Source organism: Collimonas arenae, from assembly GCF_000786695.1.
Classification (GTDB): Bacteria; Pseudomonadota; Gammaproteobacteria; order Burkholderiales; family Burkholderiaceae_D; genus Collimonas; species Collimonas arenae_A.
Genome location: NZ_CP009962.1, coordinates 2,330,737 through 2,354,570 on the forward strand (window position 1 = coordinate 2,330,737; position 23,834 = coordinate 2,354,570).

8 protein-coding genes and 4 pseudogenes are annotated in these 23,834 nt (G+C 53.3%); 5 read left to right on the forward strand and 7 right to left on the reverse strand.

The features are described 5' to 3' along the window. Positions 1-194: 194 nt before the first annotated feature. The 6 genes from LT85_RS26520 to LT85_RS10485 form a co-directional block, all read right to left on the reverse strand. Positions 195-392 carry a hypothetical protein gene (locus tag LT85_RS26520; RefSeq protein WP_156117489.1) on the reverse strand — a complete coding sequence of 66 codons (198 nt, stop codon included), beginning with the start codon at positions 390-392 and terminating at the stop codon, positions 195-197. Positions 393-970: 578 nt separating this feature from the next. Further along, entirely contained in the window at positions 971-1,483 is a 513-nt protein-coding gene (locus LT85_RS10470; RefSeq protein WP_156117490.1) for a hypothetical protein, read from the reverse strand. A 69-nt stretch (positions 1,484-1,552) separates the two neighbouring features. Then, positions 1,553-1,834 carry a hypothetical protein gene (locus LT85_RS10475; protein WP_038488302.1) on the reverse strand — a complete coding sequence of 94 codons (282 nt, stop codon included), beginning with the start codon at positions 1,832-1,834 and terminating at the stop codon, positions 1,553-1,555. A 115-nt stretch (positions 1,835-1,949) separates the two neighbouring features. Next, complete coding sequence (locus LT85_RS26525; RefSeq protein WP_156117491.1) at positions 1,950-2,372, reverse strand: hypothetical protein; 423 nt, start codon at positions 2,370-2,372, stop codon at positions 1,950-1,952. Positions 2,373-2,580: 208 nt separating this feature from the next. Beyond that, positions 2,581-2,898, reverse strand: coding sequence for a hypothetical protein (locus LT85_RS10480; protein ID WP_038488305.1), 318 nt, complete (start codon positions 2,896-2,898; stop codon positions 2,581-2,583). Positions 2,899-3,578: 680 nt separating this feature from the next. Beyond that, positions 3,579-3,779 carry a hypothetical protein gene (locus LT85_RS10485; RefSeq protein ID WP_038488308.1) on the reverse strand — a complete coding sequence of 67 codons (201 nt, stop codon included), beginning with the start codon at positions 3,777-3,779 and terminating at the stop codon, positions 3,579-3,581. Between the two features lie 1,195 nt (positions 3,780-4,974). On the opposite strand from LT85_RS10485, the pseudogene LT85_RS27495 reads away from it, so the two are divergent. Then, positions 4,975-5,082 (forward strand): annotated as a pseudogene (locus tag LT85_RS27495) (ESPR domain-containing protein); the annotation flags it as partial. Between the two features lie 834 nt (positions 5,083-5,916). Then, positions 5,917-14,766, forward strand: coding sequence for a YadA-like family protein (locus tag LT85_RS27665; protein ID WP_437177297.1), 8,850 nt, complete (start codon positions 5,917-5,919; stop codon positions 14,764-14,766). A gap of 650 nt (positions 14,767-15,416) precedes the next feature. On the opposite strand, the pseudogene LT85_RS27140 reads toward LT85_RS27665, so the two are convergent. Continuing rightward, positions 15,417-15,930: pseudogene (locus tag LT85_RS27140) on the reverse strand (transposase); the annotation flags it as partial. A gap of 441 nt (positions 15,931-16,371) precedes the next feature. Between LT85_RS27140 and LT85_RS27515 the strand changes: the two are divergent. The 3 genes and pseudogenes from LT85_RS27515 to LT85_RS25385 all read left to right on the forward strand — a co-directional run. Further along, positions 16,372-16,467 (forward strand): annotated as a pseudogene (locus tag LT85_RS27515) (ESPR domain-containing protein); the annotation flags it as partial. A 441-nt stretch (positions 16,468-16,908) separates the two neighbouring features. Next, positions 16,909-23,169 (forward strand): annotated as a pseudogene (locus LT85_RS27670) (YadA-like family protein); the annotation flags it as partial. 215 nt (positions 23,170-23,384) lie between these two features. Then, positions 23,385-23,828, forward strand: a complete 444-nt coding sequence (locus LT85_RS25385) for a transposase (RefSeq protein WP_052135046.1) — start codon at positions 23,385-23,387, stop codon at positions 23,826-23,828. Positions 23,829-23,834: the final 6 nt, after the last annotated feature.

Genomic DNA, 23,834 nt, shown 5'->3' on the forward strand with positions numbered 1-23,834 from the left:
GAAATAATGGATTTGTACCGCACTTCTGTAAGTTGGCCTTGTATAGTTCATTGAAAACAATTGAGGCAGTTCAGGAGCGATAAATGAGCGCCTGTTAGTGGCTTGCTCCGATTCCTGTGGGGTAGATATATGTGCCATCTTCGATGTTTTCATTACATTACAGTTCCTTGAGTCATCGGTTGATAAGCGGATGCTCAAACTACGCTTTTGCAACGCCCAAACGGATCATGGCTGTGAAAAATCGGTGGATCGTTGCTCGCATTGGCAGCGGCATTTTCAGCTAACACTTCCTTTATCGTCGTTACAGAAACGCCATACCTATTGGCAAGCATCCGGACAGGTGCAATGCTGCCGGAATTTATCAGCGTCGCATGTTCGGCTTTTAATGCCACGTGGCACCACGTTCCGTCTTGACTCCTGGCCGTGCCGGGCTTTTTAGAGATTTGCATATTGGATAGATTTGTATGTTGGACTCGTGCATTAAAGGTGCCGGCCAGTGGGTCGTGGATAGAGGGGAAATAACTACCCTGGAGAGGGTCATGAACAGAGGGTAGGATCAGTGAGTTGGATCAGAATTTTTGTTGGTTGAAACCCGTTTGATAAAAACACGGTGTTTGAATATTCTTCTGAGGGCAACGCTGCAGATCACAAATGCGACTATCCCTACACCCCAGGCGATAAATGCCGGTTCAGTGGGAGCAATGCCTGAGATTTTGCATCCTAAAATTAAGCTTAATATTGCAACTACACCATATACGATCACAGGTATGCCGTATTCAACTTCAGCTTTGCAACCTCGGCAAGCAGCGGCGCCACGTACGATCAATCTTCGACAATGGGGGCATACGATATATTTCAACTTAATTATCCCGTGGCTTCTGCGTGGAAGAATTCAGAAGTGTATCGTCTGATGCTGCAAAAAAAGAATCGTTACAGATGGAGATATGCACAAGAGTAAGAAAGGATTGATTTAAAATTTTCGGTTGTAGGAAAACAAAAGCCCAGCGGTCCCAAGTAAAGAAACATCGATTGCGTCCCTTGGCGTTATTTTCCAGCCCACTTCGGGTATTAGAATTGGCGATAAGCCGTTGTAATTAAGCGGAACTTTATCTTTGTATTTCCCCGTATACCCATACATTAGTCCGGCTCCAATTTTTGCAAAAAGGGCAGGCTGTCCCAAAAGTTGATCCCACGTATACCCTACGTACGCAGCCGCTGTCGGTTGCCCAAAGGAGTTCGAGAACAGCACTCCTCCGACGAACCATTGATCTTCTCGGTGGTGCTCTATGCCGATTAAAAATACATTTTTATGCTCGGGGCTGTATTGATAATGGTAGGTATATGGAGAAAATTTCAGTTCCCAATAATCTTTATTGGAGAATGTCGCGATTTCTTCAGCATGCAATGAAGAGGCGATAAACAAGGACCCAGCCATTAAAATTGCCGCTGGAAACTTCAGAAAAATCATTGTGTGCCATTTCATTTTTGTTGCGGCATCGTAAAGCACTGGCGATGCAGATATGACGAAGGAATGACGACAATCAGCAACTGCTCAGAGTTTATGAATGACAATCAACGAAGCTGCGTACTCCATGGTCGATTTATAACCGGGCATGCTGGGATGTGTACGATTGGCCATTGCGGTCAATTGCTCTTTCAGCGCCAGTAAATACGTATTCGGATTGTTGGCATTGTTCTTGGCGAACTCACAAACATCTTTGACGATGTGATGAGTTGCGATTTTGACGTTTTGACCGTAAAGCGAAAGTGCAGATAGTGTTTCAATTTTTTTGAAATATGCATCGATCGAAATTTTTTCGAGCTGAGTGCTCATCGCGTGCTCCAGAAAGCAGAAGTACCATAGATATAATTTGTAACGATATTAGAAGTAGACAGGCCACCTGTCTATTAGCTTGTATGGGATTTCACAAGAGTTTTCAAATTCGTCATTAATAGGAAAGAATGTGCGTCTCCAGATACACACTCAGTACATGAGCATATTGCTGATTTACCCCGATGAACCCGATGTTATGTTCGGAAATGGGGCAATTGCTGGCGCAAATACCCGGGCAGGTCACCTGAGCATTGCCCATCTGAATGTCTTCATCAAGAACAGGTCGGATTTCGCGCGTTATTTTTTGACGTGCATCATCTGAGATGTTGAAAGCGTAGCCGGGGAGATGTAGCACGCTCACCCTGCTAAAAATGTGAACTGGCAGGGGATTCGAACATGTGTAAAGTAAATTCTGTTGGGCAATTGCCGCCCTCATCCTGAGGGGCAGCATATACGTCGTGCGTGCGCCGCCGCCGATGACAACAGGCTTGCGCAGGTGAGGGCGAAGACACCCGCCATGGTCGTGACTTGTTAACACGGCAGTTTTTTATCCGGAGCGACAGCAGCGTATCCAGCCGGCGCACCGGGTAACACGCAGACGCCTTCAGCATTTATCCGTTCGGAAAATAGCTGGTCGGGCGTGAAAACTATTCTGGATAAGCATTAATTTGCCGATGATCATGGCGGCCCTGTACCAGCAAAGTAATGCCACTATACGCAAAATTCCTTAAAAGCCAGAATCGGCGTCAGCCATTTTTTTGCTTGAGATAATAGTCGCCTGTGCGAAATTTAGCCCGATGATCTCCCATCAAGGCGCGTAACTCCCTGACGGTGAGATGACTGGTTTCTTGCATTCGCACCAGAAGCGATGCGCCAACAGGCATATGGTGATGCCGGATCTTGCTGACGACCGGAGGCGCGACTTCAAGCGCGCGGGCCAGCGCCGCATCGTTTTTTAAATGCAATTTTTCGATCAGGGAATCGAGCAAGGGATTTGGATCATAGGTTGCTAGCTCGTTGATTACATTGTTGCCTGGAGCGCTAGTGGCAGGAATAGTATGCATGGCAAATTATCTCCTTATGCTGTTTTAAACAATGGGACAGTCAACAGAGCAACAATAATCAATATAGCAAAAGCGTTTCAATTTGATATCTCCAGATTGTTATATTTTTACGTAATTGATGTATTGATTTCCTGGTGGAAATATTGCGACCTGTTGCAGCAAAAGGCGGCCCATTTATCTTGGCTGGGGAAATAGCCGCATAAGAGGAACATCCTCTCTTTTCTTCCTTGGCGATGGTTCTATCACCATTGCCATGAAATCTCCATTGCCGCCAAGGACATGCAAGCCATGGTGAGCCATTGGATAGGTACGTTCCCAACTGCAATCTCGGACAGACTACGGTGGCGATCCACGGTCGCTTCTGCAAACGTCACTTAGTGGCTGGACTCGGGACGATTTCATCGTTAAAAACGCGTAGCGACGTGCCCGCACTGGATGCGATGCCGTCTGGAGCCGTGAATGCTTAATTCAATTTAATTGTCGACGGCTTGAGCAAGATCGACATCTCCTGTATTCCCGAATTCGAAGCAATAGATCTCGGCATAAGTGGATCTTTTAACGTGTTCGATGCGGTCAAGTTGAGGTTTCACGGGAAGAAATAACAAGATGTTTTCATGGATTTAAAAAAAATGATAACGGCCTATCAAACTCATGAATTGTCGATGTTGTCTCAATATCGATTAGTCAAATTGACGAGTGCTGATCTCCATCCACGTATAAGCGAGTAGCAGCGAAACATAGATGAAAAATTGAGAGAATGCTGAGTGAGCTTCACACCAGCTGTGAAATGCGGGCGATATGGCGAATGCTAACGGCGCGAGTACGAAAAAAATCAATCCGGCTATGCCTCCCAAGGCCAGCTGCGCCAGGATTTTCTTCATCGTGATCTCCAGACACTATCCCTCTAAAATCATCGTCCAGATCAAAGCAATTTGTCCAATGTCAAAATATGTAGTTTTCAATTTTTTTCAAATACCGTTGCTCCACATAAAAGCCAGACTAGACATCCAACCTGGCGCATAACCCGATGCCCTTACAAAAAAATCGCGCGGTGATTTAGATTGCGGTCGCCATGGCCAAAAACATTCCTGCGGCGAATTACCTGTCTGCTGTTATTGGCTCCAATGAAGCGCTGCTGGTATCTAACTCTCTGTCGACCTGGCACGCGCCATCCGCATCACTCCGGTGCTGGCCGATTGGTTCGCGATTACCTGCGAGCATGTTCATGCTGGTATTGAATTTCTAGTGGGGCCTATTTGCACTGGTCACAGCACATGAGGTTTTTAAGGAAATTAACGAAGCCGACATCATCGGTACATTGACGCGCCGCCATTTGAGAAACAAGGATGATCCAAGTAATTAATACGCTGGTCAACCTGGCTCTGCCGGTTTTTTGCTTATGGGCCATCTTGAAAAGCAACTTGAGACACGGGTGCTTGGTAGGGCCGCACTTTCGCCGGTGTCAATCACTTCCTTTGTGGGCATCATGCGACCGGATGCTTTGGGCTTTTTGGTCGGGCAATCTGAAGCGTTGCGGAACGTCGCGGTAGCGATTCTCGCAGTGTGGTTTTGGATGGAGTGGCGCAAGTGCAATCGTGATGCAGGGAGCAAGGAGGGCGAGTTCGCATCGCGTGGAATGTTCTCATGCATATGACCTGATCCCCTTCCTTTATGTCGCTCCAAATTCTTCAATAGAAGCAATGTGATGCCGAATGTCACCGTGGCAAAAATATGTGAATTTAAAGTAACAAATGCTGGCTCAATGTTGGCGGAATTATGGCGGCCATAAACAGCAAGGCAACAAATGTTGACGGTTTGTTGACTATTTGGTTAAGCATTGTCTCGTACTTTTTTTAATCTAAAAATCCCCTCTACACTTCCAGCCATTTGTAGCGCCGTCGATGGCTGATCCGTCTGGGGATAACTCTCTGGAATTCCGTAAGCGTCGCGTCGCATGCTCAATTTCTAGGGCGTTGATCGCAGAAGTTGGAGCGATTTTCGGGAAAAAAACACCATTTCTCTTAGTGGGCTGAGTCCGATTTCCAATCTTGCTGCACGTATTGCGGGAGTATAAAAATGAACAAAATTTTCAGAGTTATTTGGAATAAAGCCACTGGTCAATGGTGTGTGGTTGGGGAGCTGGCAAAGAGTCAGAGCAAAGGGAGAAGCTGCGTCGAAGTATCATCAAATGCACAATCGTTTGCATCGATAGCACAAAGAGGTGCTATAAGGCAGATCGCTCAGAACATTGCGGCTATTTTTCTCATGGGAGCTTTAGCCGATACTGCGTGGGCAGGCTCAATAGGCAATTGCAGTGGAAACGTCGGTGGAGTAAATACTTGGGGCATTGTAGGTACAGGGAACTGGGTCCAGGGTACTTGGAGCGGCACTGAAGGAAATTGCGGCTCTGGTACTGGGGTAATTATTTCAGAAGCGACGAACGGTAACGGCGGAATAGCTGGTTCTGATGCTTATATGTGGATTGGTGCCACAGGCAATAATGCCACAGGTGTGATTACGCTTTATGGTCCTTCTGGCATAAATTTTAAAGGCAACACAGCTGTAACCGGGACATTTTCCAGCAGTGGTCTTGCGACGTTTTCCAGCGGTGCCAGTCTCGCAGGAAATAAGCTTACAAATGTCGCCGCCGGTACGGTAGCAACTGACGGAGTGAATTTTAGCCAACTAACCTCGCTATCGACTTCAACTTCGACTGGCCTGAGCACGACCAATAGTAATGTGACCTCGTTGTCGACATCTGCCTCGACCGGCATCACGTCGTTGTCCACTAGCTTGAGTACCACCAATAGCAACGTGACTTCCTTGTCGACTTCGGCCTCGACTGGTATCAGCACCAACGCCAGCAAAATCGGTTCGCTGTCGACCTCGGCGTCGACCGGCATCACTTCGTTGTCGACTGGCTTGAGCACGACCAATAGCAATGTGACTTCGTTGTCGACATCTGCCTCGACCGGCATCACGTCGTTGTCCACTGGCTTGAGTACCACCAATAGCAGCGTGACGTCCTTGTCGACCTCGGCTTCGACCGGCATCACTTCGTTGTCCACGGGATTGAGCACCACCAATAGCAACTTGACTTCGTTATCTACCTCGGCCTCGACTGGCATCACCTCGTTGTCGACGGGCTTGAGTACGACCAATAGCAACGTGGCTTCGTTATCTACCTCGGCCTCGACGGGTATCACTTCGTTGTCCAGTGGCTTGAGCACGACCAACAGCAATGTGACTTCGTTGTCGACCTCGGCCTCGACCGGGATCGCTTTGCTGTCAACGGGCCTGAGTTCGGTTAATAGTAATGTGACGTCGTTGTCGACGTCCACGTCGACCGGGATCAGCACCAACGCCAGCAACATCGGCTCGTTGTCGACTGGCCTGAGCACGACCAACAGCAACGTGACCTCGTTGTCGACCTCGACCTCGACAGGGATCAGTACCAACGCCAGCAACATTGGTTCGCTGTCGACGTCGACCTCGACCGGGATCAGCACCAACGCCAGTAACATCGGCTCGTTGTTAACGGGGTTGAGCACGACCAACAGCAATGTGACTTCGTTGTCGACCTCGGCCTCGACCGGGATCGCTTTGCTGTCAACGGGCCTGAGTTCGGTTAATAGTAATGTGACGTCGTTGTCGACGTCCACGTCGACCGGGATCAGTACCAACGCCAGCAACATCGGTTCGCTGTCGACAGGTCTGAGCACGACCAACAGCAATGTGACCTCGCTGTCGACGTCAGCCTCGACCGGGATCAGCACCAACGCCAGCAACATCGGCTCGCTGTCGACAGGTCTGAGCACCACCAACAGCAACGTGACCTCGTTGTCGACCTCGACCTCGACAGGGATCAGCACCAACGCCAGCAATATCGGTTCGTTGTCGACCGGCTTAAGCACGACCAACAGCAATGTGACGTCGCTGTCGACCTCGACCTCGACAGGGATCAGTACCAACGCCAGCAACATTGGTTCGTTGTCCACTGGCCTGAGCACGACCAACAGCAATGTGACGTCGCTGTCGACTTCAGCCTCGACCGGGATCAGCACCAACGCCAGCAACATCGGATCCTTGTCGACTGGTTTGAGCACGACCAACAGCAATGTGACGTCGTTGTCGACTTCAGCCTCGACAGGCATCAGTACCAATGCCAGCAATATCGGTTCCTTGTCCACCGGTCTGAGCACCACCAACAGCAATGTGACGTCGTTGTCGACCTCTGCCTCGACCGGGATCGCTTTGCTGTCAACGGGCCTGAGTTCGGTTAATAGTAATGTGACGTCGTTGTCGACGTCGGCCTCGACCGGCATCAGCACGAACGCCAGCAACATCGGTTCCTTGTCGACCGGCTTAAGCACGACCAACAGCAATGTGACGTCGCTGTCGACGTCAACCTCGACAGGGATCAGCACCAACGCCAGCAACATTGGTTCCTTGTCCACCGGCCTGAGTACGACCAATAGCAATGTGACCTCGCTGTCGACTTCTGCCTCGACCGGCATCAGCACTAACGCCAGCAACATCGGTTCGCTGTCGACTGGCCTAAGCACGACCAACAGTAATGTGACTTCGCTGTCGACGTCAGCCTCGACCGGGATCAGTACCAACGCCAGCAACATCGGCTCGTTGTCGACAGGATTGAGCACGACCAACAGCAACGTGACCTCGTTGTCGACCTCGACCTCGACAGGCATCAGCACCAACGCCAGCAATATTGGTTCGCTGTCGACTGGTTTGAGCACCACCAACAGCAACGTAACGTCGTTGTCGACGTCGACCTCGACAGGGATTAGCACCAACGCCAGCAACATCGGCTCCTTATCGACCGGCTTGAGCACGACCAACAGCAACGTGACGTCGCTGTCGACGTCGACATCGACAGGGATCAGCACCAATGCCAGCAACATTGGCTCGCTGTCCACTGGCCTGAGCACCACCAACAACAACGTGACGTCGCTGTCGACTTCGACTTCGACCGGCATCAGCACCAACGCCAGCAACATCGGTTCGCTGTCGACGGGTCTGAGCACAACCAACAGCAACGTGGCGTCGTTGTCGACCTCGACCTCGACGGGCATCAGCACGAACGCCAGCAACATCGGTTCGTTGTCCACTGGCCTGAGCACGACCAACAGCAACGTGACTTCGCTGTCGACTTCAACGTCGACAGGTATCAGCACTAACGCCAGCAATATCGGTTCGTTGTCGACCGGCCTGAGTACGACCAATAGCAATGTGACATCGCTGTCGACTTCTGCCTCGACAGGTATCAGCATCAACGCCAGCAACATTGGCTCCTTGTCGACTGGCCTGAGCACCACCAACAGCAACGTGACTTCGTTGTCGACGTCGACATCGACAGGGATCAGCACTAACGCCAGCAATATCGGCTCGTTGTCAACTGGCCTGAGCACGACCAATAGCAACGTGACTTCACTGTCGACTTCTGCCTCGACAGGCATCAGCACCAACGCCAGTAACATCGGTTCGCTGTCGACTGGACTGAGCACCACGAACAGCAATGTGACTTCGTTGTCGACCTCGACCTCGACCGGCATCAGCACCAACGCCAGCAATATCGGTTCGTTGTCCACTGGCCTGAGCACGACCAACAGCAACGTGACCTCGCTGTCGACCTCGACCTCGACCGGCATCAGCACCAACGCCAGTAACATTGGTTCGCTGTCGACGGGTCTGAGCACGACCAACAGCAATGTGACTTCGCTGTCGACCTCGACCTCGACAGGGATTAGCACCAATGCCAGCAATATCGGTTCGTTGTCAACTGGCTTGAGCACGACCAACAGCAATGTGACGTCGTTGTCGACCTCAACATCGACAGGGATCAGCACCAATGCCAGCAATATCGGTTCGTTGTCAACTGGCTTGAGCACGACCAACAGCAACGTGACTTCGCTGTCGACCTCGACATCGACAGGCATCAGCACGAACGCCAGCAATATTGGTTCGTTGTCGACCGGTCTGAGCACAACCAACAGCAATGTGATCTCGCTGTCGACGTCCACCTCGACGGGGATCAGTACCAACGCCAGCAACATCGGCTCGCTGTCGACCGGCCTGAGCACGACCAACAGCAATGTGACGTCGTTGTCCACGTCGACCTCGACAGGCATCAGCACGAATGCCAGCAACATCGGTTCGCTGTCGACGGGTCTGAGCACCACCAACAGCAACGTGACATCGCTGTCGACCTCAACCTCGACAGGGATCAGCACCAATGCCAGCAATATCGGTTCGTTGTCAACTGGCTTGAGCACGACCAACAGCAACGTGACTTCGCTGTCGACCTCAACATCGACAGGGATCAGCACCAATGCCAGCAATATCGGTTCGTTGTCAACTGGCTTGAGCACGACCAACAGCAACGTGACTTCGCTGTCGACCTCGACATCGACAGGCATCAGCACGAACGCCAGCAATATTGGTTCGTTGTCGACCGGTCTGAGCACAACCAACAGCAATGTGACCTCGCTGTCGACGTCCACCTCGACAGGGATCAGCACCAACGCCAGCAACATCGGTTCGCTGTCGACTGGCCTAAGCACGACCAACAGCAATGTGACGTCGCTGTCGACTTCAACGTCGACAGGTATCAGCACGAACGCCAGCAACATCGGTTCGCTGTCGACGGGTCTGAGCACGACCAACAGCAATGTGACTTCGCTGTCGACCTCGACCTCGACGGGGATCAGCACCAACGCCAGCAATATCGGCTCGTTGTCGACTGGCCTGAGCACGACTAACAGCAATGTGACCTCGCTGTCGACGTCAACGTCGACAGGGATTAGCACCAACGCCAGCAACATTGGTTCGCTGTCAACAGGCTTGAGCACGACCAACAGCAATGTGACTTCGTTGTCGACCTCGACATCGACAGGGATCAGCACCAATGCCAGCAATATCGGTTCGTTGTCAACTGGCTTGAGCACGACCAACAGCAATGTGACGTCGTTGTCGACCTCAACATCGACAGGGATCAGCACCAATGCCAGCAATATCGGTTCGTTGTCAACTGGCTTGAGCACGACCAACAGCAACGTGACTTCGCTGTCGACCTCGACATCGACAGGCATCAGCACGAACGCCAGCAATATTGGTTCGTTGTCGACCGGTCTGAGCACAACCAACAGCAATGTGATCTCGCTGTCGACGTCCACCTCGACGGGGATCAGTACCAACGCCAGCAACATCGGCTCGCTGTCGACCGGCCTGAGCACGACCAACAGCAATGTGACGTCGTTGTCCACGTCGACCTCGACAGGCATCAGCACGAATGCCAGCAACATCGGTTCGCTGTCGACGGGTCTGAGCACCACCAACAGCAACGTGACATCGCTGTCGACCTCAACCTCGACAGGGATCAGCACCAATGCCAGCAATATCGGCTCGTTGTCAACTGGCTTGAGCACGACCAACAGCAACGTGACTTCGCTGTCGACCTCAACATCGACAGGGATCAGCACCAATGCCAGCAATATCGGTTCGTTGTCAACTGGCTTGAGCACGACCAACAGCAACGTGACTTCGCTGTCGACCTCGACATCGACAGGCATCAGCACGAACGCCAGCAATATTGGTTCGTTGTCGACCGGTCTGAGCACAACCAACAGCAATGTGACCTCGCTGTCGACGTCCACCTCGACAGGGATCAGCACCAACGCCAGCAACATCGGTTCGCTGTCGACTGGCCTAAGCACGACCAACAGCAATGTGACGTCGCTGTCGACTTCAACGTCGACAGGTATCAGCACGAACGCCAGCAACATCGGTTCGCTGTCGACGGGTCTGAGCACGACCAACAGCAATGTGACTTCGCTGTCGACCTCGACCTCGACGGGGATCAGCACCAATGCCAGTAACATTGGTTCGCTGTCGACTTCGACCTCGACCGGGATCAGCACGAACGCCAGCAACATCGGTTCGCTGTCGACTGGCCTAAGCACGACCAACAGCAATGTGACGTCGCTGTCGACTTCAACGTCGACAGGTATCAGCACGAACGCCAGCAACATCGGTTCGCTGTCGACGGGTCTGAGCACGACCAACAGCAATGTGACTTCGCTGTCGACCTCGACCTCGACGGGGATCAGCACCAATGCCAGTAACATTGGTTCGCTGTCGACTTCGACCTCGACCGGGATCAGCACGAACGCCAGCAACATCGGTTCGTTGTCGACTGGCTTGAGCACCACCAACAGTAACGTGACCTCGCTGTCGACCTCGACCTCGACCGGCATCAGCACCAACGCCAGCAATATCGGCTCGTTGTCGACTGGCCTGAGCACGACTAACAGCAATGTGACCTCGCTGTCGACGTCAACGTCGACAGGGATTAGCACCAACGCCAGCAACATTGGTTCGCTGTCAACAGGCTTGAGCACGACCAACAGCAATGTGACGTCGTTGTCGACGTCAACATCGACCGGCATCAGCACCAACGCCAGCAATATCGGTTCCTTGTCGACTGGCCTGAGCACCACCAATAGCAATGTGACGTCCTTGTCGACGTCGACCTCGACCGGCATCAGCACCAACGCCAGCAATATCGGCTCGTTGTCGACTGGCCTGAGCACGACTAACAGCAATGTGACCTCGCTGTCGACGTCAACGTCGACAGGGATTAGCACCAACGCCAGCAACATTGGTTCGCTGTCAACAGGCTTGAGCACGACCAACAGCAATGTGACGTCGTTGTCGACGTCAACATCGACCGGCATCAGCACCAACGCCAGCAATATCGGTTCCTTGTCGACTGGCCTGAGCACCACCAATAGCAATGTGACGTCCTTGTCGACGTCGACCTCGACCGGCATCAGCACCAACGCCAGCAATATCGGTTCCTTGTCCACTGGCCTGAGTACGATCAATAGCAATGTGACATCGTTGTCGACCTCGACCTCGACAGGGATCAGCACCAACACCAGCAGCATTAGCTCGCTCTCGACATCGACCTCGACAGGTATCAGTACCAACGCCAGCAACATCGGTTCGCTGTCGACGGGGCTGAGCACCACCAACAGCAACGTGACCTCGTTGTCGACCTCGACCTCAACCGGCATCAGCACCAACGCCAGCAACATCGGTTCGCTGTCGACTGGCTTGAGCACCACCAACAGCAACGTGACTTTCCTGTCGACCTCGGCCTCGACAGGGATCAGCACCAACGCCAGCAACATTGGCTCCTTGTCGACTGGCCTGAGCACCACCAACAGCAACGCGACTTCGTTGTCGACGTCGACATCGACAGGGATCAGCACTAACGCCAGCAATATCGGCTCGTTGTCAACTGGCCTGAGCACGACCAATAGCAACGTGACTTCACTGTCGACTTCTGCCTCGACAGGCATCAGCACCAACGCCAGTAACATCGGTTCGCTGTCGACTGGTCTGAGCACGACCAATAGCAATGTGACTTCGCTGTCGACTTCTGCCTCGACAGGGATCAGCACCAACGCCAGCAACATCGGTTCGTTGTCGACTGGCTTGAGCACCACCAACAGTAACGTGACCTCGCTGTCGACGTCGACCTCGACCGGCATCAGCACCAACGCCAGCAATATCGGCTCGTTGTCGACTGGCCTGAGCACGACCAATAGCAGCGTGGCTTCGCTGTCGACCTCGACCTCGACAGGCATCAGCACCAACGCCAGCAACATCGGTTCCTTGTCGACTGGCCTGAGCACGACCAACAGCAACGTGACCTCGTTGTCGACTTCAACATCAACAGGGATCAGCACGAACGCCAGTAACATTGGTTCGCTGTCGACTGGCCTGAGCACGACCAACAGCAACGTGACGTCGTTGTCGACTTCAGCATCGACCGGCATCAGCACCAACGCCAGCAATATCGGTTCGCTGTCGACTGGTTTGAGCACAACCAATAGCAATGTGACTTCGCTGTCGACTTCGACATCAACAGGGATCAGCACGAACGCCAGCAACATTGGTTCGCTGTCGACTGGCCTGAGCACGACCAATAGCAATGTGACGTCGCTGTCGACCTCGGCATCGACAGGCATCAGCACCAACGCCAGCAACATTGGTTCGCTGTCGACTGGTTTGAGCACGACCAATAGCAATGTGACGTCGCTGTCGACGTCCGCCTCGACTGGCATCAGCACCAACGCCAGCAATATTGGTTCGCTGTCGACGTCGACATCAACAGGGATCAGCACCAACGCCAGCAATATCGGCTCGCTGTCGACTGGATTGAGCACGACCAACAGCAACGTGACGTCGTTGTCGACTTCTACCTCGACAGGGATCAGCACCAACGCTAGCAACATTGGTTCGCTGTCGACTTCGACATCAACAGGGATTAGCACCAACGCCAGCAATATCGGTTCCTTGTCCACCGGTCTGAGCACGACCAACAGCAACGTGACGTCGTTGTCGACCTCGACCTCGACCGGCATCAGCACCAACGCCAGCAATATCGGTTCCTTGTCCACTGGCCTGAACGCAACGAATAGCAATTTGACTTCATTGTCGACGTCGACATCAACGGGGTTCGCTTCCTTGTCTACTGGTGTTGCAAATTCAGTTCAGTACGATAATCCTGGTCACACCAGCGTTACATTGGGCGGAGTGGGCGCGACTACACCGGTGACGTTGACTAACGTTGCGGCTGGCGTGAAGCCAACAGATGCGGTCAATTTCAGTCAGTTATCGTCTCTGTCGACATCGACTTCGAGCGGCCTGAGTACGGCGACAAGCGGCATCGCTTCCTTGTCGACCGGCCTGAGCACGACTAACAGCAACGTGACATCGCTGTCGACTGGTTTGAGTAATACCAACAGTAATATGTCATCGCTGTCCACAGCAACTTCAACTGGCTTCAGCACTGCTGCAAGTGGTATTTCTTCGTTGTCCACCGGTTTGAGCAGCACCAACAGCAACGTGGCGTCGTTGTCGACGGGATTGTTGTCCTTGTCGACGGGGCTAAGTCAAATTGGCTCTCTGTCAACTGGCCTGGTGGCTGCGGTGGCTGGAAATGCAGCGCTGAAGCCGTTGGCGGATGCGTCGAATGCTGCTGCCGCGAATGGCGCCATGCTGGGTGGAACCATCATGGGTGGTTCCAACGGCGACGGCACAGTCCAGACCCTCGGCACCAGTGGTGCTGTCGTGAAGACGGTTACCCCTTCAACCTGTACCACCGTCAGCGGCATTGATGCAACTGGAACAGGCCTGTGCGCGCAAGCGACTAAAGATGGCGCCACAGCGCTTGGCTCCAACGCGCAAGCGACCGCTACCAATACCACTGCGGTTGGTTTCCGCGCGTTGGCCTCCTCGGCGGGTGCTGTGGCGCTCGGTTATAACGCCCAGGCCACCGGCGATCCTACCGTGGCAATCGGCTATAACTCGCTTGCCGCCGGCAATAACTCTGTGGCGATGGGGGCAGGAGCGCAAGCAACCGGCACCAATTCCGTAGCGCTGGGTGCCGGTTCCGTAGCCGATCAGGACAATACGGTGTCTGTAGGTGCTCCTGGCAGTGAGCGCCGTATCACCAACGTGGCCGCTGGCGTCAATCCGACCGATGCAGTGAATGTCTCGCAATTGACTAACGTTCAAAATCAGGTCGGCAATGTTCAACGCATCGCTTATTCGGGTATTGCCATGAGCATGGCGATGTCAGGTGCGGTCATGCCGACGCTGGAGGCCGGTGACAAAGGTGTTGGCGTCGGTCTTGGCTCCTACCAAGGCTATAGTTCGGTGGCTCTGCAGTTCAAGGCTGTCAGCAAGAGCGGCAACAGTGCCTGGGGCGGCGGTATTAGTACGACTACCAGCGGTGGCGTAGGCGTCAACGTTGGTTTCGGTTTCAAGTGGAAATAAAAATTTCTATTGGAAGCATATCTGTGCGGGTGTGATCTCCCATGCCCGCACGTATTTTACGCACAGCGATATTCACATTTTCAAGCAAACGCTACTAGTTCGACTAACGGTTATTTTTGAGTCGAGGTAATCGTTTGAAATCAATTTAGTTAGTTCAACCTTGGAGAATGATCGGAATTCTTCAAGGAAAGCAGTGTGAAAAGCTGGAACCACTCCTGGCGGGAAAAGGGGGAGGGCTGTAGGACTCATGGTCGTAACAAGCATCTATTTATCGATGCAGTGCTATGGCGAGTGGTTGAGCAATGTGCTTGGCGCAAATTGTCTGCTAGGTTTGGGAAATAGAACATCGTTTATATGCGCTTCAAGCGATCGAATGGAAGTGGCGTCTGGCGTCGTTTAGCAGGGGATTTGCACGATGCCAGAATTGCAGGCATTCATGCAGACAATTGCTGCATATAGGGACGAAATGATTTGCTAGCAGATGTGGAGGGCGAATCGGAAAAATCAACGTGATTGACCTGTTCCTTAAATTAATACTGAACCGAGAAGTCGCACGGGCGAAACTGATCGGTTGAATCCGTCTCAGCTTTTAGTAGAAATTTCCGACTCCATTGCCCCGTCAGACATGGTGCTTTTCCTTGCCTGACGGTGAATTCTGCCGGCGTCGCCCATTGTAATGCAGAGTGAGGGTGGCTTTCATTACAGTCCTGACGCCATTCTTCAATCTTGTCGCTGACGTCGTCAAGCGACAGAAACCAATGCGTATTCAGGCACTCCCAACGGAACCGTCCGTTAAAGCTTTCGATCTGTGCGTTGTCGGTCGACGTGCCTGGTGGCTGAAGTCTAGCTCAACACCACGTTCATACGCCATCGGTCCATCACCTTGGAAATGAATGCGCTACCGTTGTCGGCCTTGATCGTTGCCGGCAAGCCGCGCTGCGCAGCGATGCGATTCAATGCATTGATGACATCTTCTCCCTTTAACTTTGTCCGACCTCGATCGCCAGGTATTCGCGTTTGTAATTGATTGTCAACGACAGTCATTGCCATCGGGCATCGTCCGTCGAACCGAGCATCCGCGACGAAACTCATGCTCCAGATCTGGTTCATCGCGGCCACGAGGTATTTCGGCTGATGCAGGTGTGCGGCGTTGTTTCTCCTGGGCTATTTAAACTGCAGCGACAGCGTCTCTTCCTTTGTTTTTCTCCCAATTCCTCAGTAGGCGCAATGTGAAGTTAGATGTCACTGCGGCAATAATGTGTAAATTTAAAGCAACAAATGCTGACTGAATGTTGGCGAAATTTTGACGGTCGCAAACAGCAAAGCAACGAATGTTGGCGGCTTGTTGACCATTTGGTTAAGCATTGTCCAGTAGTGTATTTTTTCTAAAAATCCCCTCTACACTTCCAACCATTCATAGCGCCGTCGATGGGCGATTCACCTGGGAATAATTCCTTGGAGCTCCGTAAGCGTCGTGTCGCAGGTTCAATTTCTTGAGCGTTGATAGAGGAAATTGGACCAATTTACCGGCAGCAAAAACACCATTTCTCATGGCTGGCTGAGTCTGAATTTCAATCTTATTGCGCGTATCGCGGGAGTGTAAAAATGAACAAGATCTATCGGGTTATCTGGAGCAAAATCACGGGCGACTATTGCGTGGTGGGTGAATTTGCAAAAAGTGGGGGCAAGGGCAAGAGTAATATTTCGGTGTCGCAATCCAGCAAAATATCTGAAGCGGTGGAGCGGAATTTTTCTGTGAAGGTCATAGCTAGAAATATTGCGGCTATCTTTCTTTTAGGTATTTTGACGGATACGGCGTGGGCTGGCTACATGGCGAATTGCCCAGGAAACGGCGGTAATGTTTGGCAACTCTGGGGTGTTAGTAGCGGCTGGACCGCCGGGGCAGCTAATGTCGGTGAAGGGGCTTGTGCATCCACGGCAACAGGGGTGATCTTATCAGAGGCTCCCGGTGGAAATGGCACTGGAACAACTGCGTATCTGCAGGTTGGTCAATCGGGGACTGGTACGACGAGTACTATTACTGGAGCCATCACACTTTATGGCCCGGCAGGTATAAATTTAAAAGGCAACACGGCTGTGACCGGGACATTTTCCAGTAGTGGTCTTGCGACGTTTAACGGCGGAGCAAGTCTGGCAGGAAATAAGCTTACTAATGTCGCCGCCGGCACGGTAGCAACTGACGGAGTGAATTTTGGCCAACTAACCTCGCTATCGACTTCGACATCGAGCGGCATCAGCACCAACGCTAGCAACATCGGTTCGTTGTCGACGGGGCTGAGCACGACCAACAGCAATGTGACCTCGTTGTCGACCTCAGCGTCGACGGGCATTACCTCGTTGTCCACTGGTTTGAGCGCCACCAATAGCAATGTGACCTCGCTGTCGACATCGGCTTCGACTGGCATCACTTCGTTATCTACTGGCTTGAGCACGACCAATAGCAATGTGACGTCGCTGTCAACCTCGGCGTCGACGGGCATTACCTCGTTGTCCACTGGTTTGAGCGCCACCAATAGCAATGTGACCTCGCTGTCGACTTCGGCTTCGACTGGTATTACTTCGCTGTCAACGGGTCTGAGCACGACCAACAGCAATGTGACGTCGTTGTCGACCTCGGCTTCGACTGGTATCACTTCGCTGTCAACGGGGCTGAGCACGACCAATAGCAATGTGACGTCGTTGTCGACTTCGACTTCGACTGGTATCACTTCGCTTTCAACGGGCCTGAGCACGACCAATAGCAACGTGACGTCGCTGTCGACCTCGGCATCGACCGGGATCAGCACCAACGCCAGCAACATTGGCTCCTTGTCAACGGGGTTGAGCACCACCAACAGCAACGTGACTTCGTTGTCGACGTCGACCTCGACAGGGATCAGCACTAACGCCAGCAACATCGGCTCGTTGTCCACTGGCCTGAGCACAACAAACAGCAACGTAGCCTCGCTGTCGACTTCGGCATCGACCGGCATCAGCACCAACGCCAGCAATATCGGTTCGCTGTCGACCGGTCTGAGCACGGCCAATAGCAATGTGACGTCGTTGTCGACGTCAACATCGACCGGCATCAGCACCAACGCCAGCAATATCGGTTCCTTGTCGACTGGCCTGAGCACGACCAATAGCAATGTGACGTCGTTGTCGACTTCTGCCTCGACAGGTATCAGCACGAACGCCAGCAACATCGGTTCGCTGTCGACGGGTCTGAGCACGACCAACAGCAATGTGACTTCGCTGTCGACCTCGACCTCGACTGGTATCAGCACCAACGCCAGCAACATCGGCTCCTTGTCGACTGGTTTGAGCACGACCAACAGCAATGTGACTTCGCTGTCGACATCGACTTCGACAGGGATTAGCACCAACGCCAGCAACATCGGCTCGTTGTCGACCGGCCTGAGCACCACGAACAGCAATGTGACTTCGTTGTCGACCTCGACCTCGACCGGCATTAGCACCAACGCCAGCAATATCGGCTCGTTGTCGACCGGCCTGAGTACGACCAATAGCAATGTGACATCGCTCTCGACCTCGACTTCTACCGGCATCAGCACTAACGCCAGCAACATCGGTTCGCTGTCGACTGGTCTGAGCACGACCAATAGTAATGTGAGCTCGCTGTCGACTTCTGCCTCGACCGGCATCAGCACGAACGCCAGCAATATCGGCTCGCTGTCCACTGGCTTGAGCACGACCAACAGCAATGTGACGTCGCTCTCGACGTCAACCTCGACAGGGATCAGCACCAACGCCAGCAACATCGGTTCGTTGTCCACTGGCCTGAGCACGACCAACAGCAACGTGACCTCGCTGTCGACCTCGACCTCGACCGGCATCAGCACCAACGCCAGTAACATTGGTTCGCTGTCGACGGGTCTGAGCACGACCAACAGCAATGTGACTTCGCTGTCGACCTCGACCTCGACAGGGATTAGCACCAACGCCAGCAACATCGGCTCGTTGTCGACTGGCCTGAGCACGACTAACAGCAATGTGACCTCGCTGTCGACGTCAACCTCGACAGGAATCAGCACCAACGCCAGCAACATCGGTTCCTTGTCCACTGGCTTGAGCACGACCAACAGCAATGTGACGTCGCTCTCGACGTCAACCTCGACCGGGATCAGTACCAACGCCAGCAACATCGGTTCGTTGTCGACTGGTCTGAGCACGACCAATAGTAATGTGAGCTCGCTGTCGACTTCTGCCTCGACCGGCATCAGCACGAACGCCAGCAACATCGGCTCGCTGTCGACAGGTCTGAGCACCACCAACAGCAATGTGACGTCGCTGTCGACATCAACTTCGACCGGTATCAGCACCAATGCCAGCAATATCGGCTCCTTGTCGACTGGCCTGAGCACCACCAACAGTAACGTGACTTCGCTGTCGACATCGACCTCGACGGGCATCAGCACCAACGCCAGCAATATCGGCTCGCTGTCCACCGGCCTGAACACAACGAATAGCAATGTGACGTCGCTGTCGACGTCGGCATCGACCGGCATCAGCACCAACGCCAGCAACATTGGTTCGTTGTCGACGGGCCTGAGCACCACCAACAGTAACGTGACCTCGCTGTCGACATCGACCTCGACAGGGATCAGTACCAACGCCAGCAACATTGATTCGCTGTCGACGTCTACGTCAACTGGCATCAGCACCAACGCCAGCAACATCGGTTCCTTGTTGACTGGTCTGAGCACCACCAATAGCAATGTGACGTCGCTGTCGACTTCAGCATCAACAGGGATCAGCACCAACGCCAGCAATATCGGCTCGTTGTCGACTGGCTTGAGCACCACCAACAGCAATGTGACGTCCTTGTCGACGTCCGCCTCGACTGGCATCAGCACCAACGCCAGCAATATTGGTTCGCTGTCGACGTCGACATCAACAGGGATCAGCACCAACGCCAGCAATATCGGTTCGCTGTCGACAGGATTGAGCACGACCAACAGCAACGTGACGTCGTTGTCGACTTCGACCTCGACAGGGATCAGCACCAACGCTAGCAACATTGGTTCGCTGTCGACTGGTTTGAGCACCACCAACAGCAATGTGACCTCGCTGTCGACGTCAACCTCGACAGGGATTAGCACCAACGCCAGCAATATCGGTTCCTTGTCCACCGGTCTGAGCACGACCAACAGCAACGTGACGTCGTTGTCGACCTCGACCTCGACCGGCATCAGCACCAACGCCAGCAACATCGGCTCCTTATCGACCGGCCTGAGCACCACCAACAGTAATGTGACATCGCTGTCGACATCGGCTTCGACCGGCATCAGCACCAACGCTAGCAACATTGGTTCGCTGTCGACGTCGACATCAACAGGGATCAGCACCAACGCCAGCAACATTGGCTCGCTGTCCACTGGCTTGAGCACCACCAATAGCAACGTGACCTCGCTGTCGACTTCGACCTCGACAGGGATCAGCACCAACGCCAGCAATATCGGTTCGCTGTCGACAGGTCTGAGCACCACCAACAGCAACGTGACATCGCTGTCGACCTCAACATCGACAGGGATCAGCACCAATGCCAGCAATATCGGCTCGTTGTCAACTGGCTTGAGCACGACCAACAGCAACGTGACGTCGCTGTCGACCTCAACATCGACAGGCATCAGCACGAACGCCAGCAATATTGGTTCGTTGTCGACCGGTCTGAGCACAACCAACAGCAATGTGATCTCGCTGTCGACGTCCACCTCGACGGGGATCAGCACCAACGCCAGCAACATTGGTTCGCTGTCCACCGGCTTGAGCACGACCAACAGCAACGTGACCTCACTGTCGACCTCGACCTCAACCGGTATCAGCACCAACGCCAGCAACATTGGTTCGCTGTCCACCGGCTTGAGCACGACCAACAGCAACGTGACGTCGCTGTCGACATCGGCTTCGACCGGCATCAGCACCAACGCCAGCAACATCGGTTCGTTGTCGACCGGCCTGAGCACGACCAATAGCAATGTGACGTCGTTGTCTACGTCGACATCGACAGGCATCAGCACGAACGCCAGCAACATCGGTTCGTTGTCCACGGGCCTGAGCACGACCAATAACAACGTGACCTCGCTGTCGACGTCCGCCTCGACTGGCATCAGCACGAATGCCAGCAACATCGGTTCCTTGTCAACAGGCTTGAGCACGACCAACAGCAACGTGACCTCGTTGTCGACTTCGACGTCGACAGGGATCAGCACGAACGCCAGTAACATTGGTTCGCTGTCGACCGGCCTGAGCACGACCAACAGCAATGTGACGTCGTTGTCCACGTCGACCTCGACCGGAATCAGCACCAACGCCAGCAACATCGGTTCGCTGTCGACCGGCCTGAGCACGACCAACAGCAATGTGACGTCGTTGTCCACGTCGACCTCGACCGGCATCAGCACCAACGCCAGCAATATCGGTTCGTTGTCGACCGGCCTGAGCACGACCAACAGCAATGTGACGTCGTTGTCCACGTCGACCTCGACCGGCATCAGCACCAACGCCAGCAACATCGGTTCGTTGTCGACTGGCTTGAGCACCACCAACAGCAACGTAACGTCGTTGTCGACGTCGACCTCGACAGGGATCAGCACCAACGCCAGCAATATCGGTTCCTTGTCCACTGGCTTGAGCACCACCAACAGCAACGTGACATCGCTGTCGACATCGACTTCGACCGGCATCAGCACTAACGCCAGCAATATCGGTTCGCTGTCGACAGGTCTGAGTACAACGAACAGCAACGTGACCTCGTTGTCGACTTCGGCGTCGACAGGGATCAGCACGAACGCCAGTAACATCGGTTCGCTGTCGACTGGTTTGAGCACCACCAATAGCAATGTGATTTCCCTGTCGACGTCGACGTCGACAGGGATCAGCACCAACGCCAGCAACATTGGTTCGCTGTCCACTGGCCTGAGCACGACCAACAGCAACGTGACCTCGTTGTCGACTTCTGCCTCGACCGGCATCAGCACCAACGCCAGCAATATCGGTTCCTTGTCCACTGGCCTGAACACAACGAATAGCAATTTGACTTCATTGTCGACGTCGACATCAACGGGGTTCGCTTCCTTGTCTACTGGTGTTGCAAATTCAGTTCAGTACGACAATCCTGGTCACACCAGCGTTACATTGGGTGGAGTCGGCGCGACTACACCGGTGACGTTGACTAACGTTGCGGCTGGTGTGAAGCCAACAGATGCGGTCAATTTCAGTCAGTTATCGTCTCTGTCGACATCGACTTCGAGCGGCCTGAGTACGGCGACAAGCGGCATCGCTTCCTTGTCGACCGGCTTGAGCACGACTAACAGCAACGTGACATCGCTGTCGACTGGTTTGAGTAATACCAACAGTAATATGTCATCGCTGTCCACAGCAACTTCAACTGGCTTCAGCACTGCTGCAAGTGGTATTTCTTCGTTGTCCACCGGTTTGAGCAGCACCAACAGCAACGTGGCGTCGTTGTCGACGGGATTGTTGTCCTTGTCGACGGGGCTAAGTCAAATTGGCTCTCTGTCAACTGGCCTGGTGGCTGCGGTGGCTGGAAATGCAGCGCTGAAGCCACTGGCGGATGCGTCGAATGCTGCTGCCGCGAATGGCGCCATGCTGGGTGGAACCATCATGGGTGGTTCCAACGGCGACGGCACAGTCCAGACCCTCGGCACCAGTGGTGCTGTCGTGAAGACGGTTACCCCTTCAACCTGTACTACCGTCAGCGGCATTGATGCAACTGGAACAGGCCTGTGCGCGCAAGCGACAAAAGATGGCGCCACAGCGCTTGGCTCCAACGCGCAAGCGACCGCTACCAATACCACTGCGGTTGGTTTCCGCGCGTTGGCCTCCTCGGCTGGTGCTGTGGCGCTCGGTTATAACGCCCAGGCGACCGGCGATCCTACCGTGGCAATCGGCTATAACTCGCTTGCCGCCGGCAATAACTCTGTGGCGATGGGGGCAGGGGCGCAAGCAACCGGCACCAATTCCGTAGCGCTGGGTGCCGGTTCCATAGCCGATCAGGACAATACGGTGTCTGTAGGTGCTCCTGGCAGTGAGCGTCGTATCACTAACGTGGCCGCTGGCGTCAATCCGACCGATGCTGTGAATGTCTCGCAATTGACTAACGTTCAAAATCAGGTCGGCAATGTTCAACGTATCGCCTACAGCGGGGTGGCGATGGCGGGAGCGCTGGCCGGCATACCACAAGTAGATTATGGCAAGACATTCGCGTTGGGTGCGGGGATGGGAAGTTACGCCGGATACACGGCGCTTGCGATTGGTGCAAGTGCTCGGGTGAATCAAAACACCGTCATCAAATTGGGCGTAAGCACAACATCTGCCAGCCATACGTTGATTAACGCCGGCGTTGGATTTTCATGGTGATCAGGACGTCAGTCTTGACGCTTTGAAGCTTGTCATGGATGCCCCACCGTAATAATGCAGGTGTGGGGCTGATCATGATCGAAAGTTGTTCTTTGAATTTATTAAAGCACAATTATTTGAAAAATTGAATGGCATTGGAAGTGTCGCCGCAAAGAAGCATTCATGACTTTAATGCGGCGATTTTTTAGATATGTAAATTAGTATTGGAGTTCATCATGGTTCTTCGAGACGATCAATGGAGAAGACTAGAGCCGTTACTGTTAGGTAGGCAGGGCGATTCGGGGGCTAGCGGACGCGACAACCGTCTATTTATCGATGCAGTACTGTGGTATGTGCTGGGAGGGACGGGCGTATTATGGAGCAAGTTGCCCTCGAAATTCGGGAAATGGAATACCGTTTATATGCGCTTTAAGCGTTGGAATGAAAGTGGCATCTGGCAGCAACTCGTTGAAGATATGGCCGATGACGACGAGCTATATGGCGCAATAAAAAAGATCGCTGATTTCGGGAACTGCAGAAAAGTAAGTGCAGTGCGGAAGGCATTAAGGAAAACCAATCGGGAAGTTTATAACTCAAGTTTCGCCCAGGCTCCTATCAATGAAGAAATCAGTTCCGAGACTGACGTTTCGACTTTACACTGGTTGTCATTAGTAGATTAGTGCTGA